Source organism: Franconibacter sp. IITDAS19, from assembly GCF_023079515.1.
In the GTDB taxonomy this organism is placed as follows: domain Bacteria; phylum Pseudomonadota; class Gammaproteobacteria; order Enterobacterales; family Enterobacteriaceae; genus Franconibacter; species Franconibacter pulveris.
This window is the reverse complement of record NZ_JALJCP010000003.1, coordinates 18,884-36,699: the sequence shown is the minus strand read 5'-3', so window position 1 is coordinate 36,699 and position 17,816 is coordinate 18,884. Positions and strand designations below refer to the sequence as shown.

Below are 17,816 nucleotides of genomic sequence, written 5' to 3'. Positions count from 1 at the left end.
CTTTACGCCGTACCACCCACCGTCAGGTTATCAACCTTAAGCGTTGGCTGGCCCACGCCTACCGGCAGACTCTGCCCCTCTTTGCCGCACACGCCCACGCCGTTATCCAGCGCAAGATCGTTGCCTACCATGGAGATCTGCTGCATCGCTTCAATGCCGGAGCCAATCAGGGTCGCGCCCTTCACCGGCTTCGTCACTTTACCTTTCTCAATCAGATAAGCTTCCGAGGTAGAGAAGACAAACTTACCGGAAGTAATGTCCACCTGTCCGCCGCCAAAGTTCGGCGCGAAGATCCCGTAATCCACCGATTCGATAATCTCCTGCGGCGTGGATTTGCCCGCCAGCATGTAGGTGTTGGTCATACGCGGCATCGGCAGGTGGGCGTAGGATTCACGCCGCCCGTTGCCGGTCGGCGCTACACCCATCAGACGCGCGTTGAGCTTGTCCTGCATATAGCCTTTCAATACGCCGTTTTCGATAAGCACGTTGTACTGCCCGGGCACGCCTTCATCATCAACGGCAAGCGAGCCGCGACGATTCATCAGCGTACCGTCATCCACCACGGTGCAGAGCTCAGAAGCGACCAGTTGCCCCATCTGCCCGCTAAACACGGAAGTGCCGCGACGGTTAAAATCGCCTTCCAGACCATGACCCACCGCTTCATGCAGCAGCACGCCCGGCCAGCCTGCGCCCAGCACGACTGGCAGCGTGCCCGCTGGCGCCGCGACGGCGGAAAGGTTGACCAGCGCCATGCGCACCGCCTCTTTCGCCCAGGCTTCCGCGCGCACTTCACCGTCGCTCTCTTCAAGGAACCAGTCATAACCAAAACGGCCGCCGCCGCCGCTTGAGCCGCGCTCGCGCTTGCCGCTCTCTTCCACCTGCACGCTTACCGACAGGCGCACCAGCGGACGTACATCCGCCGCCAGCGTGCCGTCGGTGGCCGCGACCAGGATAAGCTCATAAACGCCGGTGAGGCTGGCAGTCACTTCCTGCACGCGCGTATCCGCCGCGCGGGCCGCTTTATCCACACGCTTGAGGATGTCGAGCTTCTCTTCGCGACTTAAACTTTGCAGCGGATCGTGCGAGGTATAGAGCGATTTATGTTCGACCGCGCCTAAGGTATGAGAGCGGCCTTCGCCCATTTCACGCACGATGCTGCGCGCCGCGCCGGCGCTTTGCTCCAGCGCCAGGCGGCTTATCTGATCGGCATAGGCGAAACCGGTTTTTTCGCCGCTGACCGCACGTACGCCGACGCCCTGGTCGATATTCCACGAGCCGTCTTTGATGATGCGGTCTTCTAAAACCCAGGATTCATGGTAGCTGGACTGAAAATAGAGGTCGCCATAGTCGAGACGGCGCTCGGACAGCTGGCCAAGGATGGAAAACAGATCCTGATGGTTCAGGCCATTCGCAGACAGCAGTTGCTCAGTTACCAGGTTCAGACTCATCGTTTCGCTACTCTTCTGACTTGCGCCCTGACGGGCGAGGACAATGGTGATATCTATCGAGCTTGCGGCAATTCATTGTCCGCGTCAAATCATTGCGCCTTATTTGCCCGTGGCTGGCGCAGCACTTCGTTAATTTGCGGTTTATCAAGCGGGCCGGTTATCTGGTAGCGCAGCACGGAAATTTTGCTCCACAGCGGACCGAGCACCTTGCTTGCGGCAAACACCGCCGCGCCCACGATAGGGTTAACCACGAAGGCGGTCGCCACGCCGACCGTAGCGGAAATTTCCGGCGCGACGACCGCTTCCATATTAAGTCGGCGGCGCGGCAGGTCTACTGAGCCTTTCATGGCAATATCCGCCTCCAGCCCGTCAACCAGCGTATCATCAGTATGCAACACGCCATCTTTTATCCAGGCGGTGCTGCGGATGGAGTCATAGTAGAAGCCATCGCCGAAGGTGTCGCTGAAATCAAAGCGCAGCTTGCGCAACAGCGCATCGAAGCTCAGCAGCCGCAGCAGTTGCCCGGCGTGGCCGGTGCCGAGATCGGCTATCTGCCCTTTGCCAAGACGCGTATGTATAACGCCGTTGAGCGAAGCTTCATCCGGCTGCCAGGGCACATCGCGCCAGTGCAGGTCGTAATCAACGTTAAATGAGGAACCCTGCAACGGGGTCGTCAGGCCGAAAAAGTTGGCGGCGGCGTCCAGCTTGCTTCCCTTGAGCGCGCCTTTTAGCGAGGTGCGCAGCTCGCCCGGTTTATTGACCCATTCCCCCTGCGCGGTCAGCCGGGCAAAGCCGGTATCGATCAGGCCGTCGCTGAGGGCAAGCGTGTTGCCGCGTACGTTGAAGTCGCCATCAATACGGCCATATTTCTGTCCCCACAGCCAGCACTCGGCGCAGCGCAGCTGGAGATCGGGCCAGCCGCTGAAATCAATACTATCCATACCCGCAAGCGGCGAGGCGGTTTTTGCCGAACCGCTATTGGCGCTGGCGCTCGGGTTGAAGTAAAGGTATTGAACGTTTGCCTGCCACGGCGCGCGCTCGCGCATCGTCAGCGTACCGTTGATCTCCCGGCCCTGAGCGCTGACCTCTTTGCCGCCAGGCGTCGGGCGCATCTGGATGCTGAGATTGTTCCACTGCTGGCCGCCCAGCGTCAGCGAAGGGGTACGTAACGTTACGCTTTCCGGGAAGCGCGTGGCGCTGCTCACTTTATCCGCCGCGCCCTGATTAAAGAGCGCGAGCCACTGCGCGCCGTCCATCGCCGGCAGGTTCAGTTCCACGCCCGCATTTTCAGGCAGCGGCGGTCGCGTACGGCTGTCGGAAGCCCAGATGGCGCGATCGAGCGTCAGCTTTTCGCCAAGCAGCCAGCGGCTGTTGAAATGGTTATTTGCACCGGCGTTGCCGGTCAGCGCGAAGCTTTTCAGGTCGCCCGTCACATTTACCTTAAAGGGCAACGGCTCGCCCGACGCTTTATTCACTGGTGAAGGTAAGCGACTGCTCACATTTTTTAAATCGCCGTTCACATCGATTTTGTAACTGGCGCTGCCGCGATAAGGCAGCGTGATAGCCACTTTACCCTGCCACGGCACGCTGCCTTTCAGCGCGTTATTCACCGGTTCCGGCAACAGGCCTGTACGGGCGGGCTGCCAGTCGCCGTCCAGATTCACCGCCACGTTATAAGACTTCTGCCCCTCCTCGGTGGAGAAATCGACATTCAGCGGCTGGTTAAACCAGGTAGCGCGCAGCGGCTCGCTTTGCAGGTTGCCGTTAACGAAGCTGAATTTGCCCGAAAGGTTATGCAGCGTGCTGTCCAGCGGCTTGATGAAAAGCGAGTTATTGTTCAGCGCCACATCGCCTTTGGCGGTGACGAGTTCGCCATCAAGCGGAATATCAAGATGTAAGCGAGCATTCACATCGCCGTCGAGCTGGAGTTCTTCAAGCGTAGCGGCAAGCGAATCGTTTAAAGGCGTCTTCTGGAAGTAAGGACCGACGGCGTTACCCGGCCCGGCGATATCGGCGTCGATAAACAGTCTGTCCTGCGAGTAGTCCGGGATCACGGCTTCAACATGACGCCCCTTCACGCCGCCGAGATTCACCTCCGGCGCCGACATCCACAGCCCGTCGTTGCGAAAATCGAGTTCAATGTCGAAATTCTCCAGCGCCGGCCAGTTGGGCTGGAAAGCATAAGTGGCGTTATGCAGCGGAACATAAACCTGAAACTGGCCGTCGTTGTGCTTATAGGGGAAATTATGCGGATTGCCGGCATAAACCAGCGTGGCGTTATCCGCCTGACCGCCCTGGATAGCGCCGCTCAGGTAGTCCACCAGATGTTTGCCCATCAGGTTTTCCGGAAAGTAGCGCCACGCCTGTTTGCCGTCATTAGTGCGAATGCCGGCAAGAATAGAAAGCCAGGGCTGCTGCCCGGTGGGCTGCTGCCAGCGGAAATCGCCGCGTGCCCAGAGCGAATGGGCCTGCACGTCGATATTCTTGCCATCCAGCGTGAAGCCCTCTTCATTTTTATGCCATTCCAGCGTCGCCGCGCCCTGTTTGATCTCCAGCGGCGCGCGAAACACCGTCTCGTACGGCATTTTGCTGTTATTCATCTGCGCCTGCAGCCGTCCGGACTCCAGACTGCCAGCGAGCGAGCCCGAGAAATGATCGGCGCCCGGCAAGAGCTTCCACTGTTTCCAGGAAAGGTTTTTCCAGTTGCCCTGAAAGCGGGTTTTATTGGTCGCCTGTAAAGGGATATCAACCGCCAGCGATTCGACATACCCATGCGGCTGCGTGCTGGTCCAGACTTCGCCAAGCGCGGGGGAGAATTTGGCGGCGAGCGGCAGCAGGCCATCCAGCCCGCTCAACTCCAGATTGCTGGCCCGAACGCGCAGTTCGTCGCTACGCGTGTTGCCCGCGCCGCCGACATCCTGCTGCGGGATCCACGCAAGCGTCAGCGCGCCGCGCGGCCAGGGCTTGTCATCAATAGTGATATTGGTGGCGGGAATGGCGAACTGCCAGCCGCCCTGCTGCTTCGTGACGTGCGCCGTCAGGTTATCGACAGACAGGCGGTGGGTGGCGTCTGCGCCGCCCTGCCAGCTGGCGCCGCCTTTCTTCAGCCAGAGATCGCCGCCGGCGATATCGCCATCTTTCAGGGTCATCCAGGCCGCCAGGCTGAATTTCGCGGTATCCAGCGCCACGTTTTCATTCATCCACTGGCCGAGCCAGGGTTTCACGTCAACGTCATCCGCCTGCATCCAGACCGTACCGTTGTTCAGCAGTCCGTTATCGTCGCGTAAGTCCATGCGCACCTGCATTACGCCATGCTGGCCCGTTAAGCTCGAGAGGCTGACCTGGCCTTCAGCGCGGTGACGGTTTTTACCGTTCACCCACGTTAATTGCGGAACAGCCAGCTCGGCGCGCTGGCCGGAAAGCGTAATAAAGCTGACGGTGCTGTCGCGCAGATCGAAGTGATCGAACTGGCGAAAGAAGAGATCGGTGAATTTGCTGGTTTCCAGCTTTTCCCGGTTTTGATCCTGCTGGAACGGGGTATTGGTGCGAAAATGGAGCTGATAAAAGGTAAGATCGCGAAACTGCCAGCGCAGGTGCAGCAGGCTTTGCCAGACGTCGAGCGCCAGCGTAACGCGCTTGATGCTCAACTCGCCGCCATCTTTCAGGCCCGCTTTGATGTCCAGCGCCTCAAGCGTCGGGCCGAAGTTTTGCCAGGAGGCTTCTACCGCCCCGGTCTCTACCGGCATGCCGGTGGCGGCTTCGATTTTCTCCAGCAGCGCCGGGCGCCAGCTGTTCAGATGAGGCAAAACGAGCCGCAGGCCACTCACCAGCAGTGCGACGATAACAATCAGCGTTGCGGCTGTGAGTAGTAAAATGCCCGGCAGTCGCCTCACCCTTCTCTCCTTGTCAACCGCCGTAGCGGTACCCTTTACTTGCGAAGCTGCCGTCGCGCGTTACATCATTACCACGTCGAACTGCTCCTGGTTGTAGAGCGGTTCAATTTGCACCTTCACCTGTTTGCCGACGAAAATCTCCACTTCCGCCAGCGCGTGCGACTCCTCGCCTTTCAACGCTTCCGCCACCGCAGGGGAAGCATAAACCAGGAAACGGTCGGAATCATAGGCATGATGCACGCGGACGATTTCACGCATGATCTCATAGCAGACGGTTTCAACGGTTTTTACCGTACCGCGTCCATGGCAGGTCGGGCAATCATTACAAAGTACGTGCTCAATGCTTTCGCGGGTGCGTTTGCGGGTCATCTCCACCAGCCCCAGCTGCGAAAAACCGTTAATGCTGGTTTTCACGCGGTCTTTGCTGAGCGCCTGCTCCAGCGAATGCAGCACGCGACGGCGGTGGTCCTCATTATTCATGTCGATAAAATCGATAATGATGATGCCGCCCAGGTTACGCAGCCGCAGCTGGCGCGCTATCGCCTGCGTCGCCTCGATATTGGTATTGAAGATGGTATCGTCGAGGTTGCGATGGCCGACAAACGCGCCGGTGTTAATGTCGATGGTGGTCATCGCCTCGGTCTGATCGATTATCAGATAGCCACCGGACTTCAGCTCTACCTTGCGCTCCAGCGCGCGCTGAATTTCGTTCTCTACGTCGTAAAGATCGAAAATTGGCTGCTTGCCGCTGTAGTGCTCAAGCTTGCTGGTCATCTCCGGCATATATTCCGCGGTAAATTCCAGCAGCATTTCATAAGTCAGCCGCGAGTCGACGCGAATGCGGTCGAGCTGAGCCACGGCGAAATCGCGCAGCACGCGCTGCGCCAGCGCCAGCTCGCCGTAGAGCTGATAGCGGGTCTGATTGCGCTTTTTGCGCTCCATCACCTTGGTCCATACCCGCTTGAGGTAGGCGGCGTCGGAGGCGAGATCGGCCTCGCAAACCCCTTCCGCTGCGGTGCGGATGATAAATCCGCCCTGCTCGTCGCAGTAATCGGCGACGATTTTTTTCAGCCGCTCGCGCTCGGTTTCGCTTTCAATACGCTGGGAAACGCCCACGTGCGACGCACCGGGCATGAAAACCAGATAGCGGGAAGGCAGTGTAATATCGGTGGTCAGGCGCGCGCCTTTGGTGCCGAGCGGATCTTTTACCACCTGCACCATGAGATCCTGTCCCTGACGAACCAGTTCGGAGATATCACGCACCGTGAAGTTTTTCTGCTCTTCGCCCGCCACGCATTCGGTATGCGGCATAATGTCCGAAGCATGTAAAAATGCCGCTTTATCGAGGCCAATATCTACAAATGCCGCCTGCATTCCTGGCAGAACGCGACTTACCCGACCTTTGTAGATATTGCCTACGATCCCGCGGCGCGCTTCGCGCTCGATATGGATCTCCTGCAGGATACCGCCATCGATATACGCCACCCGGGTTTCCGAAGGGGTTACGTTGACTAACAGTTCAGCCGTCATCTTTTCCTTATCCCTCACGCAAGGCGTTAAAATTGCTTAGCAGTTCATACGTCTCTACCAGCGGCAAGCCGACCACGGCGTGGTAGCTGCCGTTGATCTTTCTCACAAAACAGCCGCCCAGCCCCTGAATGCCATACGCGCCCGCTTTATCCATGGGTTCGCCGCTTGCCACATACGCCTCGATATCCGCTTCCGATAACGCGCGGAAAGTGACCTCGGTCACCACCAGACAATCCATTACCTGACGTTTATCCGCCACCGCGACGGCCGTCATCACCTGATGCGTTTGCCCGGAAAGCTGGCGCAGCATGGCGCCTGCATGGGCTTTGTCCCGCGGCTTTTCCAGCACTTCGCCATTGAGAATGACGATGGTGTCTGCGCCAAGCACCGGCCAGTCGCGCGCCGCCAGTGCGACGCCCGCCTGCGCTTTCTCCCGCGCCAGGCGCGACACATAGTGCTGCGCGCTTTCGTTTTCACGGCGCACTTCTTCAAGGCCGGTAATGAGACGTTCGAACGTCACGCCCAGTTGAGCGAGCAGTTCCTGACGACGAGGCGAACCGGAGGCGAGATAAACTGCAGTCATAAAAACCCTTATTGCACCGCAAACTGTTGACGGATTTTACGCATCAACAGGAAAAGCCACGGCCAGAGCACGCCGTTCACTACGCTGCTCCAGAACACTTCCGGTCTGAAAGAGACGTTGATAACTAAAAACTCTGCCCAGAAAACAATAATATCGGCCGCCAGAGAGAGCAACATAATAACCAGCGCCTGTTGCCAGAGCGCCAGGTTACGGAAAAGCTGGAATTTCAGGGCGACCAGGTAAGCGATAATGCTCATCGACAGCGCGCGTACGCCGAGCGTTGAACCACTGATGAGATCCAGTATGGCACCCATCACGAAACCCGTACCGACATTTACGCGATGCGGCAGCGCCAGGATCCAGTAAAGCAGGATTAGCAATACCCAGTTTGGCCGGTAAACCAGAATGTCGTCCGGCCAGGGCATGATCTGCAATAACAATGCGACAAGGAAGGAGAGCCAGATGACCCAGCGCCCCTGGCTACGATAGCTCCCCACTACGGTCCTCCCCGGGCGGCAGGCGCCACGTCAGAGGACGATGCGGGCGCTGCCGCGCCTGGCGCAGACGTTGTAGCGCCAGTCGTCGGCGTGGTAATGCCGGTCGCAGGCGCGGGCACTGGCGCAGGCGGGCCCATCGCATCAGGCGAGGGCAGCACTTGCGGCATCATCTGCATCAGGCGTTCATTCGCCACGCGGTGCACTTCCTCCGGCGTCATGGGGTTAACCCCCTGACGATCCGAGCCCCACAGCAGCAGCAGATAGCGCAGGCGCTGAAGGCCAGCGGTCGGACGCGCCTGAATCACGGTGTAAGCGCGCTGAGTATCCAGTCTTACTGACGACACCACGCCCACCGGATACCCTTCCGGGAAGCGTCCGCCAAGCCCGGAGGTGACCAGCACGTCGCCTACGCGAATATCGGTATTGGCGGGCAGGTGCTCCAGTTGCAAATCATCCGTACAGCCGTTGCCAGCGGCAATCACGCGAATATCGTTGCGCAGCACCTGGATTGGCAACGCATGGGTAGCATCGCAAATCAGCAGTACGCGGCTGGTAAGTTTCGCAACGGCGATAACCTGTCCGACGACGCCTTTATCACTGATGACGGGCTGACCTTCGTAAACGCCGTTGATGCTGCCTTTATCGATAACCACCTGGTCGCTGTAAGGGTCATTAACGGTGGAGATCACCTGAGTGACCATTTTTTGCTCGTCCTGACGCAGCGGAGAGCCAAGCAGTTCGCGCAGGCGCGCGTTTTCCTGCTTGTACTGCCCAAGCATCAGCAATTCGCTATTTTTCAGCAGCAGTTCCTGGCGCAGCGCCCGGTTTTCAAGCTCAAGCTGATCCCGCGATGCGAGCGTTTGCGACACGCTATCAAGCAATTCACGGGGACCATTCGACACAAAGTAGAAAGGGCTGACGGCGGTATCCATGTACGTTCGAATCTGGCTGAACGTACCGAGGCGGCTGTCGGCGATAATGACACCAAGCGCCACCAGCACCGCCAGAATAAGGCGAATCTGTAGCGACGGGCCACGGCTAAAAATTGGCTTCATAGGCTATGCGTATTCCCAAACCAACAAGAAGGGCAACCGGAGTTGCCCTTGCTTGCGGCTGTTACTCTTCGCTGAACAAGTCGCCGCCGTGCATGTCGATCATTTCCAGTGCCTTGCCGCCGCCGCGCGCCACGCAGGTCAACGGATCTTCCGCCACCACGACCGGAATGCCGGTCTCTTCCATCAGCAGACGGTCAAGGTTACGCAGCAGTGCGCCACCACCGGTGAGCACCATACCACGCTCGGAGATATCGGAAGCCAGTTCCGGCGGGCACTGTTCCAGCGCCACCATGACCGCACTGACGATGCCGGTCAGCGGTTCCTGCAGCGCTTCGAGGATTTCGTTGGAGTTGAGGGTAAAACCGCGCGGCACGCCCTCGGCCAGGTTACGGCCGCGAACTTCGATTTCACGCACTTCATCACCCGGGTAAGCAGAGCCGATTTCGTGCTTGATGCGCTCAGCGGTCGCTTCACCAATCAGGGAGCCGTAGTTGCGGCGTACATAATTAATGATAGCTTCGTCGAAACGGTCACCGCCGATACGTACGGAAGAGGAGTAAACCACGCCGTTCAGGGAAATAACGGCCACTTCAGTGGTACCGCCACCAATATCCACCACCATGGAGCCGGTAGCTTCGGAGACCGGCAGGCCTGCGCCAATCGCGGCGGCCATCGGTTCTTCAATCAGGAAAACTTCGCGGGCGCCTGCGCCCTGCGCGGATTCGCGAATCGCGCGGCGTTCAACCTGCGTCGCGCCAACCGGCACGCACACCAGCACGCGCGGACTTGGGCGCATAAAGCTGTTGCTGTGCACCTGCTTGATGAAGTGCTGCAGCATTTTTTCGGTAACGAAGAAGTCGGCGATTACGCCGTCTTTCATCGGGCGAATGGCGGCGATGTTGCCCGGCGTACGGCCCAGCATCTGTTTCGCTTCATGACCAACGGCAGCGACGCTCTTCGGCGAGCCGGCACGATCCTGACGAATGGCCACAACGGACGGCTCATTCAATACGATGCCTTGTCCTTTTACGTAAATCAGGGTATTCGCGGTACCCAGGTCAATGGACAGGTCATTGGAAAACATGCCACGAAATTTTTTCAACATACTAAGGGATAATCCTGAAAGCTGGGGCGGAAAAATAAAATCCGCTTACTTTACCAACCACACGATGCAGCGACAAGGCGCAAAAACGTTCTGCATCGGTGAAAAATAGTGCAGTTCTCGCCTCCTGCGTTTTACGTTCTCCCGCCCGGACCGTTTGCTGAAAAAGCGACCAGTTCAGAGCTGACAAGGTAAAACGCGTACGAAAGCAAAACTGGCTTCGCTACGCTGCGACAATCCGGCCGGCAGGCGCGCTCGCCCCCTTGAGATGCAGCGCGCGTTATTCTACGTGAAAACAAATTAAACGGCAGGCTAAACCGAATATCTTTGAGAATATTTTTTCACGCTCGTATCGAGGGGTTGAGAAGCAGCAAAAAAATCGCCCTGCCCGCCCGCGACGCCCCTTTCCACCAGCGTCTGCCATTCGCTACGGGTTTTTATACCCGTGGCGAAAACCCGTGTTTGCGTACCGTTGCAAGCTTCCACCAGGCTTTGGGCGAAGAGCTGGTTTTCGGTACGCTTTTCAATGTTCTTCACCAGACCCGGATGCAGCTTGATAATTTCTACATCCAGCTCCTTGATATAGGCCGTGCTAACCACCGTTAATCCCGCCTGCGCGACCGCGATGCGGACGCCCAGCGCTTTGATTAACCGAATCACCGGTTGTAACCGACTGATGTGTTGACAAACATCTGCCTCAGCAAGTTCAAAAAGAATGCGCATTCGCTGCGATTTTTCGCATTGCATCAGGGTATCGCGCAGCCAGCGCTGGAACGGCGGGCGGATGAGCGACTCGACGGTAAGCGGCACGGCGAGCGTTTCTTCAGGCCAGAAGCGTAAAAACGGCACGACGCGCGCCACCATCTGGCGGTCATACTGTTCGGCCAGGCCAAACGCCTGCACCATCGGCATATACTCCGCCGCCAGCACCTCTTCTTCGCCATCGAAAATACGGCACATTAGTTCCCGATGGTGCACCCGGCCGTCGCGTAAAACGGCGGGTTTCTGATAAATGCGCGGACCTCCGCGCTGGAGAACGCCTTCAAGCAACGTACGCCAACGTACGTTGCCGCGTCCTTTTTCGGGCAGCGAATTGTCATACACCGCCCAGCCGTTTCCGCCCTGCAGCACGGCGTTGCGGGTGGCTATCTCCGCATGCTCCATCACCTGCTCTGTCGTCTGCCCGCTGCGCCAGGCGCAAATGCCGATGTGCAGCATATCGTTGCGGTCGAGCATGCGGGTAGGCGGCAACGAGTCGACAGCATTCAGCAACTGGCTGGCGATGCTGTCCGCCTCTTTTAAGGTGCGATGCGGCAGCAACACGGTAAAGTCGCTGCGAAAATAGCGCGCCAGCAGCGCCCCCGGGTAACGCATCACAAAGGTCGAAAGCATATTAATGAGGGTGAAGAGATAGTTCTCGACGGCGGTTTTGCCCCAGCTCTCCCGCAGCATGTCAAAATCCGGCAAACGGATCATCATGACCACGCCGTGCGTGCCGACTTTCTCCTGATCTTCCAGCAGCGTCGCCAGTTGGTTGTCGAAAAAGAGACGATTGCTGAGGCCGGTTTTTACATCCTGCGCGGCGTAGGAGCGAATAAGCGTGTCCATGCGGCTACGCTGCTCGCCCGCGCTCTGGATTTCGGAAAGCAGCACATCCAGCGCGCTGCTGACGTGGGTCGGCCATTCATGCACGCTGCCGCGCACGCGCACGCCACGCTCGCCGTTAAGGATGCGGGCCGCGCGGGTTTCCAGCAGCTCCTGCCCGGCAAGCTGACGTTTAAGCCAGCGCACCGCAAAGAAAATCACCACGACCATAAAGCCAATGGCGATGCTGAGCGGCGCGGTGGTGAGCAAAGAGCGGTAGTAGTTGGCAAGCGGATCCTGCCAGGTCAGCTTCAGCGACATGCCTGGGTGCTTTAGCAGCGGCACTTCAAGCGTGCGGTATTGATGCTGGCTGCCCGCCGGGTGATAGCTTTGCGGCCGCGTATGGCTGTAAAGCCTTCCGGTATCACTGTTGAAGTCGATGCGCACAATATCGACCGGCACCATTAGCTCATCCAGACGATGAACCAACGCCTCGGGGGAATGGCTTACGAGGTCGTTATCAATAATGGAGGCGACTGACACCACGCGGGAGGCGACTTTTTGCTGAATGGAATTAAAGAAACTAAGCGAACATCCCAGCAGCGTGACAAGGATGGCAAGCCCCGTCAGCAGGGTGACAAAGGCGGAAAATTTCGTCGTTAATCGCATCCTTGTGTTAACTCCGTCAGTTATCGGCACGAGCGAACGGCGCTGCATGAGTGCCGGGGCCACATATATAGTAAGTACTAACTACACAGACCCGCCGCGCATATTACCAAACCCGACGGGACGTTCAGAGGTTTTATTGCGATAAGTCGGCATAGCGTTTCAATATGCGAGTATAGTCTTCAAAGTTTTTTTTCCAATCTTAAGCGACCCATTGAGGAGTAATGTATGCAGGCTTTGATTCTTGAACAGCAGGATGGGAAGACGCTCGCCGCTATTAAACCCCTTGACGAAAGCGCCCTGCCTGAAGGTGACGTAACCGTTGATATCGACTGGTCGAGCCTTAACTATAAAGATGCGCTGGCGATAACCGGCAAAGGCAAAATTATTCGTAACTTCCCGATGGTACCGGGCATTGATTTTGCGGGCACCGTACGTAAAAGCGAAGACCCGCGCTTTCATGCAGGCCAGACCGTGCTGCTTACCGGCTGGGGCGTCGGCGAGAACCACTGGGGCGGCCTCGCCGGGATGGCGCGGGTAAAAGGCGACTGGCTGGTGCCGATGCCGCAGGGGCTGGACGGACGTAAAGCGATGATTATCGGCACCGCAGGGTTTACCGCCATGCTGTGCGTTATGGCGCTTGAAGAAGGGGGCGTGCGCCCGGAAAGCGGCGAAGTGGTCGTGACCGGCGCAAGCGGCGGCGTAGGCAGCACGGCGGTGGCGTTGCTGCATAAGCTGGGTTATCAGGTAGCGGCGGTCAGCGGCCGCGAAAGCACGCATGCGTATCTTAAGCGTCTCGGCGCCAGCCGCATTCTGGGCCGTGACGAGTTCGCCGACAGCCGTCCGCTGGAAAAACAGCTGTGGGCAGGCGCCATCGACACCGTGGGCGATAAAGTGCTGGCGAAAGTGCTGGCGCAGATGAACTACGGCGGTTGCGTGGCGGCCTGCGGGTTGGCGGGCGGTTTCGCGCTGCCGACGACGGTCATGCCCTTTATTCTGCGTAACGTTCGTCTGCAAGGGGTTGATTCCGTAATGACGCCAGCGGCCCGGCGCAAAGAAGCCTGGGAGCGACTGGTGCGGGATCTGCCTGCTGATTTCTACGAGCAGAGCGCAACGGAGATTGCGCTTGCCGACGCGCCGAAATTCGCCGAAGCCATCATTAACAACACGGCGCAGGGCCGCACCCTGGTTAAAGTGAAGTGAGAGATTTTTTTACACAATTTTAACCAGATGCCTCGCAGGCTGACCGACTCCCTGTCATGATTAAGGCGTATCGTTATCTTCGCATCACCAGAGAGTCGGTCATGAAAAAAATCAGCCGTTTAACTGAAGCCGATGTCACTGCCGAATCGGCTTTCTTTATGCAGCGCCGCCAGATCTTAAAAACATTAGGCATCGGCGCCGCCGCGCTTTCGCTTTCCCCGGTCGCCCAGGCGGATCTGCTGGACTGGTTTAAGGGCAACGACAGGCCCAAAGCCCCGGCGGGCCAGCCTCTTAATTTTTCTAAGCCAGCAGAATGGCAGACGAAGCTGCCGCTGACGCCGGAAGATAAAGTGACCGGCTACAACAATTTCTACGAATTCGGTCTGGATAAAGCAGACCCGGCCGCCAATGCAGGCACGCTGCAGACTACACCCTGGAAGCTGACTATTGACGGCGAAGTGGCGAAGCCGCTGACGCTTGATCACGATGATTTATATAAGCTTTTCCCGCTGGAGGAGCGTATTTATCGGATGCGCTGCGTAGAGGCCTGGTCGATGGTCGTGCCGTGGATAGGCTTCCCGCTCGCCAGCTTGTTGAAAAAAGTCGAACCTACCAGTGCGGCGAAATATGTCGCTTTTACCACGCTCTATGCGCCGGAGCAGATGCCGGGCCAGAAGGACCGCTTTATTGGCGGCGGTCTGGATTACCCCTATGTAGAAGGGCTGCGTATAGATGAAGCGATGCACCCGCTGACTATGCTGACCGTCGGCGTTTACGGCAAGGCGCTGCCGCCGCAAAACGGCGCCCCTGTACGCCTTACCGTGCCGTGGAAGTATGGATTTAAGGGAATTAAGTCGATCGTCAGCATTAAGCTGACCCGCGAACGGCCGCCGACAACCTGGAATCTTTCCGCGCCGGGCGAATATGGTTTTTACGCTAATGTGAATCCTAATGTCGATCATCCCCGCTGGTCGCAGGCCACCGAGCGCGTTATCGGTTCCGGCGGCGTGCTTGATGTGAAGCGCCAGCCTACCCTGTTGTTCAACGGTTACGCCGAGCAGGTCGCTTCGCTCTATAAAGGACTCGATTTGCGGGAGAATTTCTAAGTGCGTTTAACGGCAAAACAGATTGTCTGGCTGAAAGTGGCGCTGCATCTGGCCGCTTTCCTGCCGCTCGTGTGGCTTTTTTACGCCGCAAGCCAGGGATACTTCAGCGCCGACCCGGCGAAAGATATTCAGCATTTTACCGGCCGCATGGCGCTTAAGCTGCTGCTTGCCACGCTGCTGGTCACGCCGCTGACCCGTTTGCTCAAGCAGCCGCTGCTGATCCGCACCCGACGTCTGCTGGGATTATGGTGTTTTGCGTGGGCAACGCTTCATCTTATTAGCTATTCGCTGCTGGAACTGGGCATCAACAACCTTTCTTTGCTCGGCCAGGAACTGGTAAGCCGTCCCTATTTGACGCTCGGCATCATTAGCTGGCTGGTGCTGCTGGCGCTGGCGTTTACCTCGACGCAGGCGGCGCAGCGAAAACTGGGTCGCCGCTGGCAAATTCTGCATAACTTCATTTATCTGGTAGCGATCCTGGCGCCTATTCACTACCTCTGGTCGGTAAAGATCCTCTCACCGCAGCCGTTAATCTATGCCTTTATCGCGCTTGTGCTGCTGGCATGGCGCTATAAGAAGTTCCGTCAGTGGCTGAGATAATGCGTTGTTCTGCGCCATTTAATCCACTTCTGTTATTACCCGGTATCGATTGGCTGATACCGGTTGATAATCTTCCCTGATAAGACCAGTATTTAGCTGCCAAATGCTACGAAATCGTTATAATGTGCGACTTTGGTTTTTCGCCCGCCCATTTTCATGGTGTTAAGGGTGACAACCTCGCAATGAAGGTATATTTTGTTTTTTACCGGAGAATTGCAGGAGATAGCGTCACAATGGCGAACAGATTTCAGATTTTGCTTTTGAACGGCCCAAACCTTAATATGCTCGGCACCCGTGAGCCCGAAAAGTATGGCAAACAGACGCTGGATGAAATTGTGAGCGGCCTCCAGGCGCAAGCTGAATCGCTAAACGTTTCGCTCGATCACCTGCAATCTAACGCGGAGTATGCGCTTATCGACCGTATTCATCAGGCTAAAGACAATGTCGACTATATCCTGATTAATCCGGCCGCTTTTACGCATACCAGCGTCGCGCTGCGCGATGCCCTGCTGGCGGTGAGCATCCCGTTTATCGAGATCCACCTCAGCAACGTGCATGCCCGCGAGCCGTTCCGGCATCATTCATACCTTTCTGATGTCGCCGCTGGCGTTATCTGCGGATTCGGCGCTGACGGCTATAGCTATGCACTACAGACGGCGGTAAAACGCCTGTCACAATCACACTAAACAAAGAGTACGGAACCCACTCATGGATATTCGTAAGATTAAAAAACTGATCGAGCTGGTTGAAGAATCAGGCATCGCTGAACTGGAAATTTCTGAAGGCGAAGAGTCTGTACGCATCAGCCGCGCGCCGGCCAATGCAGGCATCCCGGTTATGCAGCAGGCCTATGCTGCGCCGATGTATGCCCCGCAGCAGCAGCCTGCGCTGTCTACTGCTGTCGCACCGGCAACCGCGCCGGCGCTGGAAGCGCCAGCTGCAGCAGAAGTCAGTGGTCACATCGTACGTTCCCCGATGGTTGGTACCTTCTATCGTACCCCGAGCCCGGACGCCAAAGCGTTTATTGAAGTAGGCCAGAAAGTCAACGTGGGCGACACCCTGTGCATCGTTGAAGCGATGAAAATGATGAACCAGATCGAAGCCGATAAAGCGGGCGTAGTAAAAGCGATCCTGGTTGAAAGCGGTCAGCCGGTAGAGTTTGACGAGCCGCTGGTTGTCATCGAATAACGAGGCGAACATGCTGGATAAAATTGTTATCGCTAACCGCGGCGAGATTGCACTGCGTATTCTTCGTGCCTGTAAAGAACTGGGCATCAAGACTGTCGCTGTGCACTCCAGCGCGGACCGCGATCTGAAACACGTACTGCTGGCGGATGAGACCGTATGTATCGGTCCGGCGCCGTCAGTAAAAAGCTATCTGAACATCCCGGCCATTATCTCCGCTGCGGAAATCACCGGTGCGGTCGCGATTCACCCGGGCTATGGCTTCCTTTCCGAGAACGCCAACTTCGCCGAGCAGGTTGAGCGCTCCGGCTTTATCTTCATCGGTCCGAAAGCGGACACTATCCGCCTGATGGGCGACAAAGTGTCTGCGATTACGGCGATGAAGAAAGCAGGTGTCCCGACGGTGCCGGGTTCCGACGGCCCGCTGGGCGACGATATGGATAAGAACCGCGCCCATGCGAAACGCATCGGCTATCCGGTGATTATCAAAGCTTCCGGCGGCGGCGGCGGTCGCGGTATGCGCGTAGTGCGCAGCGACGCCGACCTGGCGCAATCCATCTCCATGACCCGTGCGGAAGCGAAAGCCGCTTTCAATAACGACATGGTCTACATGGAGAAATACCTGGAAAACCCGCGCCACATTGAGATTCAGGTGCTGGCGGATGGCCAGGGCAACGCCATTTATCTCGCCGAGCGCGACTGCTCTATGCAGCGTCGTCACCAGAAAGTGGTTGAAGAAGCACCGGCACCGGGCATCACCCCGGAACTGCGTCGCTACATCGGCGAACGCTGCGCCAAAGCCTGTGTGGATATTGGCTATCGCGGCGCGGGCACCTTTGAGTTCCTGTTTGAAAACGGCGAGTTCTACTTCATTGAAATGAACACCCGTATTCAGGTAGAACATCCGGTTACCGAGATGATCACCGGCGTCGACCTGATCAAAGAGCAGCTGCGTATCGCAGCAGGCCAGCCGCTCTCCATTAAGCAGGAAGAAGTGACGATCAGAGGCCATGCGGTGGAATGCCGTATCAATGCCGAAGACCCGAACACCTTCCTGCCGAGCCCGGGTAAAATCACGCGCTTCCACGCGCCGGGCGGCTTTGGCGTTCGCTGGGAATCACATATCTACGCGGGCTATACCGTACCGCCGTATTACGATTCCATGATAGGCAAACTCATCTGCTACGGTGAAAACCGCGACGTGGCGATTGCCCGCATGAAGAACGCCCTGCAGGAATTGATCATCGACGGCATCAAAACCAACGTCGATCTGCAGACGCGCATCATGAACGATGAGAACTTCCAGCACGGTGGCACCAATATCCACTATCTGGAGAAGAAGCTGGGCCTGAACGAAAAATAAG

At 57.5% G+C, this 17,816-nt stretch carries 14 protein-coding genes; 6 read left to right on the top strand and 8 right to left on the bottom strand.

Annotated elements, in window-relative coordinates:
- Nucleotides 1–2: 2 nt before the first annotated feature.
- The 8 genes from tldD to csrD form a co-directional block, all read right to left on the bottom strand.
- Complete coding sequence (gene tldD, locus MT962_RS09840; RefSeq protein WP_024558857.1) at nt 3–1,448, bottom strand: metalloprotease TldD; 1,446 nt, start codon at nt 1,446–1,448, stop codon at nt 3–5.
- A gap of 89 nt (nt 1,449–1,537) precedes the next feature.
- Complete coding sequence (gene yhdP / locus MT962_RS09835) at nt 1,538–5,341, bottom strand: AsmA2 domain-containing protein YhdP (protein WP_247365507.1); 3,804 nt, start codon at nt 5,339–5,341, stop codon at nt 1,538–1,540.
- Nucleotides 5,342–5,401: 60 nt separating this feature from the next.
- Nucleotides 5,402–6,871, bottom strand: coding sequence for a ribonuclease G (gene rng / locus MT962_RS09830; RefSeq protein ID WP_024558859.1), 1,470 nt, complete (start codon nt 6,869–6,871; stop codon nt 5,402–5,404).
- 7 nt (nt 6,872–6,878) lie between these two features.
- On the bottom strand, nt 6,879–7,454 hold the full coding sequence (locus tag MT962_RS09825; protein ID WP_028019961.1) for a nucleoside triphosphate pyrophosphatase: 576 nt from the start codon (nt 7,452–7,454) through the stop codon (nt 6,879–6,881).
- An 8-nt stretch (nt 7,455–7,462) separates the two neighbouring features.
- On the bottom strand, nt 7,463–7,951 hold the full coding sequence (gene mreD / locus MT962_RS09820; RefSeq protein ID WP_024558860.1) for a rod shape-determining protein MreD: 489 nt from the start codon (nt 7,949–7,951) through the stop codon (nt 7,463–7,465).
- Complete coding sequence (gene mreC / locus MT962_RS09815; RefSeq protein WP_048888024.1) at nt 7,951–9,006, bottom strand: rod shape-determining protein MreC; 1,056 nt, start codon at nt 9,004–9,006, stop codon at nt 7,951–7,953. Before mreC ends, mreD begins: the two co-directional genes overlap by 1 nt.
- A gap of 61 nt (nt 9,007–9,067) precedes the next feature.
- Complete coding sequence (gene mreB, locus MT962_RS09810; protein WP_006818047.1) at nt 9,068–10,111, bottom strand: rod shape-determining protein MreB; 1,044 nt, start codon at nt 10,109–10,111, stop codon at nt 9,068–9,070.
- 309 nt (nt 10,112–10,420) lie between these two features.
- Nucleotides 10,421–12,361 carry an RNase E specificity factor CsrD gene (gene csrD / locus MT962_RS09805; RefSeq protein WP_024558862.1) on the bottom strand — a complete coding sequence of 647 codons (1,941 nt, stop codon included), beginning with the start codon at nt 12,359–12,361 and terminating at the stop codon, nt 10,421–10,423.
- Nucleotides 12,362–12,586: 225 nt separating this feature from the next.
- Here csrD and MT962_RS09800 point away from each other — a divergent pair, with 225 nt between their 5' ends.
- The 6 genes from MT962_RS09800 to accC all read left to right on the top strand — a co-directional run bounded on the left by MT962_RS09800 (nt 12,587) and on the right by accC (nt 17,815).
- On the top strand, nt 12,587–13,561 hold the full coding sequence (locus tag MT962_RS09800) for an MDR family oxidoreductase (RefSeq protein ID WP_024558863.1): 975 nt from the start codon (nt 12,587–12,589) through the stop codon (nt 13,559–13,561).
- 101 nt (nt 13,562–13,662) lie between these two features.
- The gene (gene msrP / locus MT962_RS09795; protein ID WP_247365506.1) at nt 13,663–14,667 is read left to right on the top strand and encodes a protein-methionine-sulfoxide reductase catalytic subunit MsrP; all 1,005 of its coding nucleotides are present in this window, start codon (nt 13,663–13,665) and stop codon (nt 14,665–14,667) included.
- A complete protein-coding gene (msrQ, locus tag MT962_RS09790) occupies nt 14,668–15,267 on the top strand; it encodes a protein-methionine-sulfoxide reductase heme-binding subunit MsrQ (protein WP_024560958.1) in 600 nt (199 codons plus the stop codon).
- A gap of 233 nt (nt 15,268–15,500) precedes the next feature.
- The gene (gene aroQ / locus MT962_RS09785) at nt 15,501–15,953 is read left to right on the top strand and encodes a type II 3-dehydroquinate dehydratase (protein WP_024558866.1); all 453 of its coding nucleotides are present in this window, start codon (nt 15,501–15,503) and stop codon (nt 15,951–15,953) included.
- 22 nt (nt 15,954–15,975) lie between these two features.
- A complete protein-coding gene (gene accB, locus MT962_RS09780; RefSeq protein WP_024558867.1) occupies nt 15,976–16,455 on the top strand; it encodes an acetyl-CoA carboxylase biotin carboxyl carrier protein in 480 nt (159 codons plus the stop codon).
- 10 nt (nt 16,456–16,465) lie between these two features.
- Nucleotides 16,466–17,815: an acetyl-CoA carboxylase biotin carboxylase subunit gene (gene accC, locus MT962_RS09775; protein ID WP_024558868.1), complete on the top strand. Its 1,350-nt coding sequence runs from the start codon at nt 16,466–16,468 to the stop codon at nt 17,813–17,815.
- The last annotated feature ends 1 nt before the right edge of the window (nt 17,816 follow it).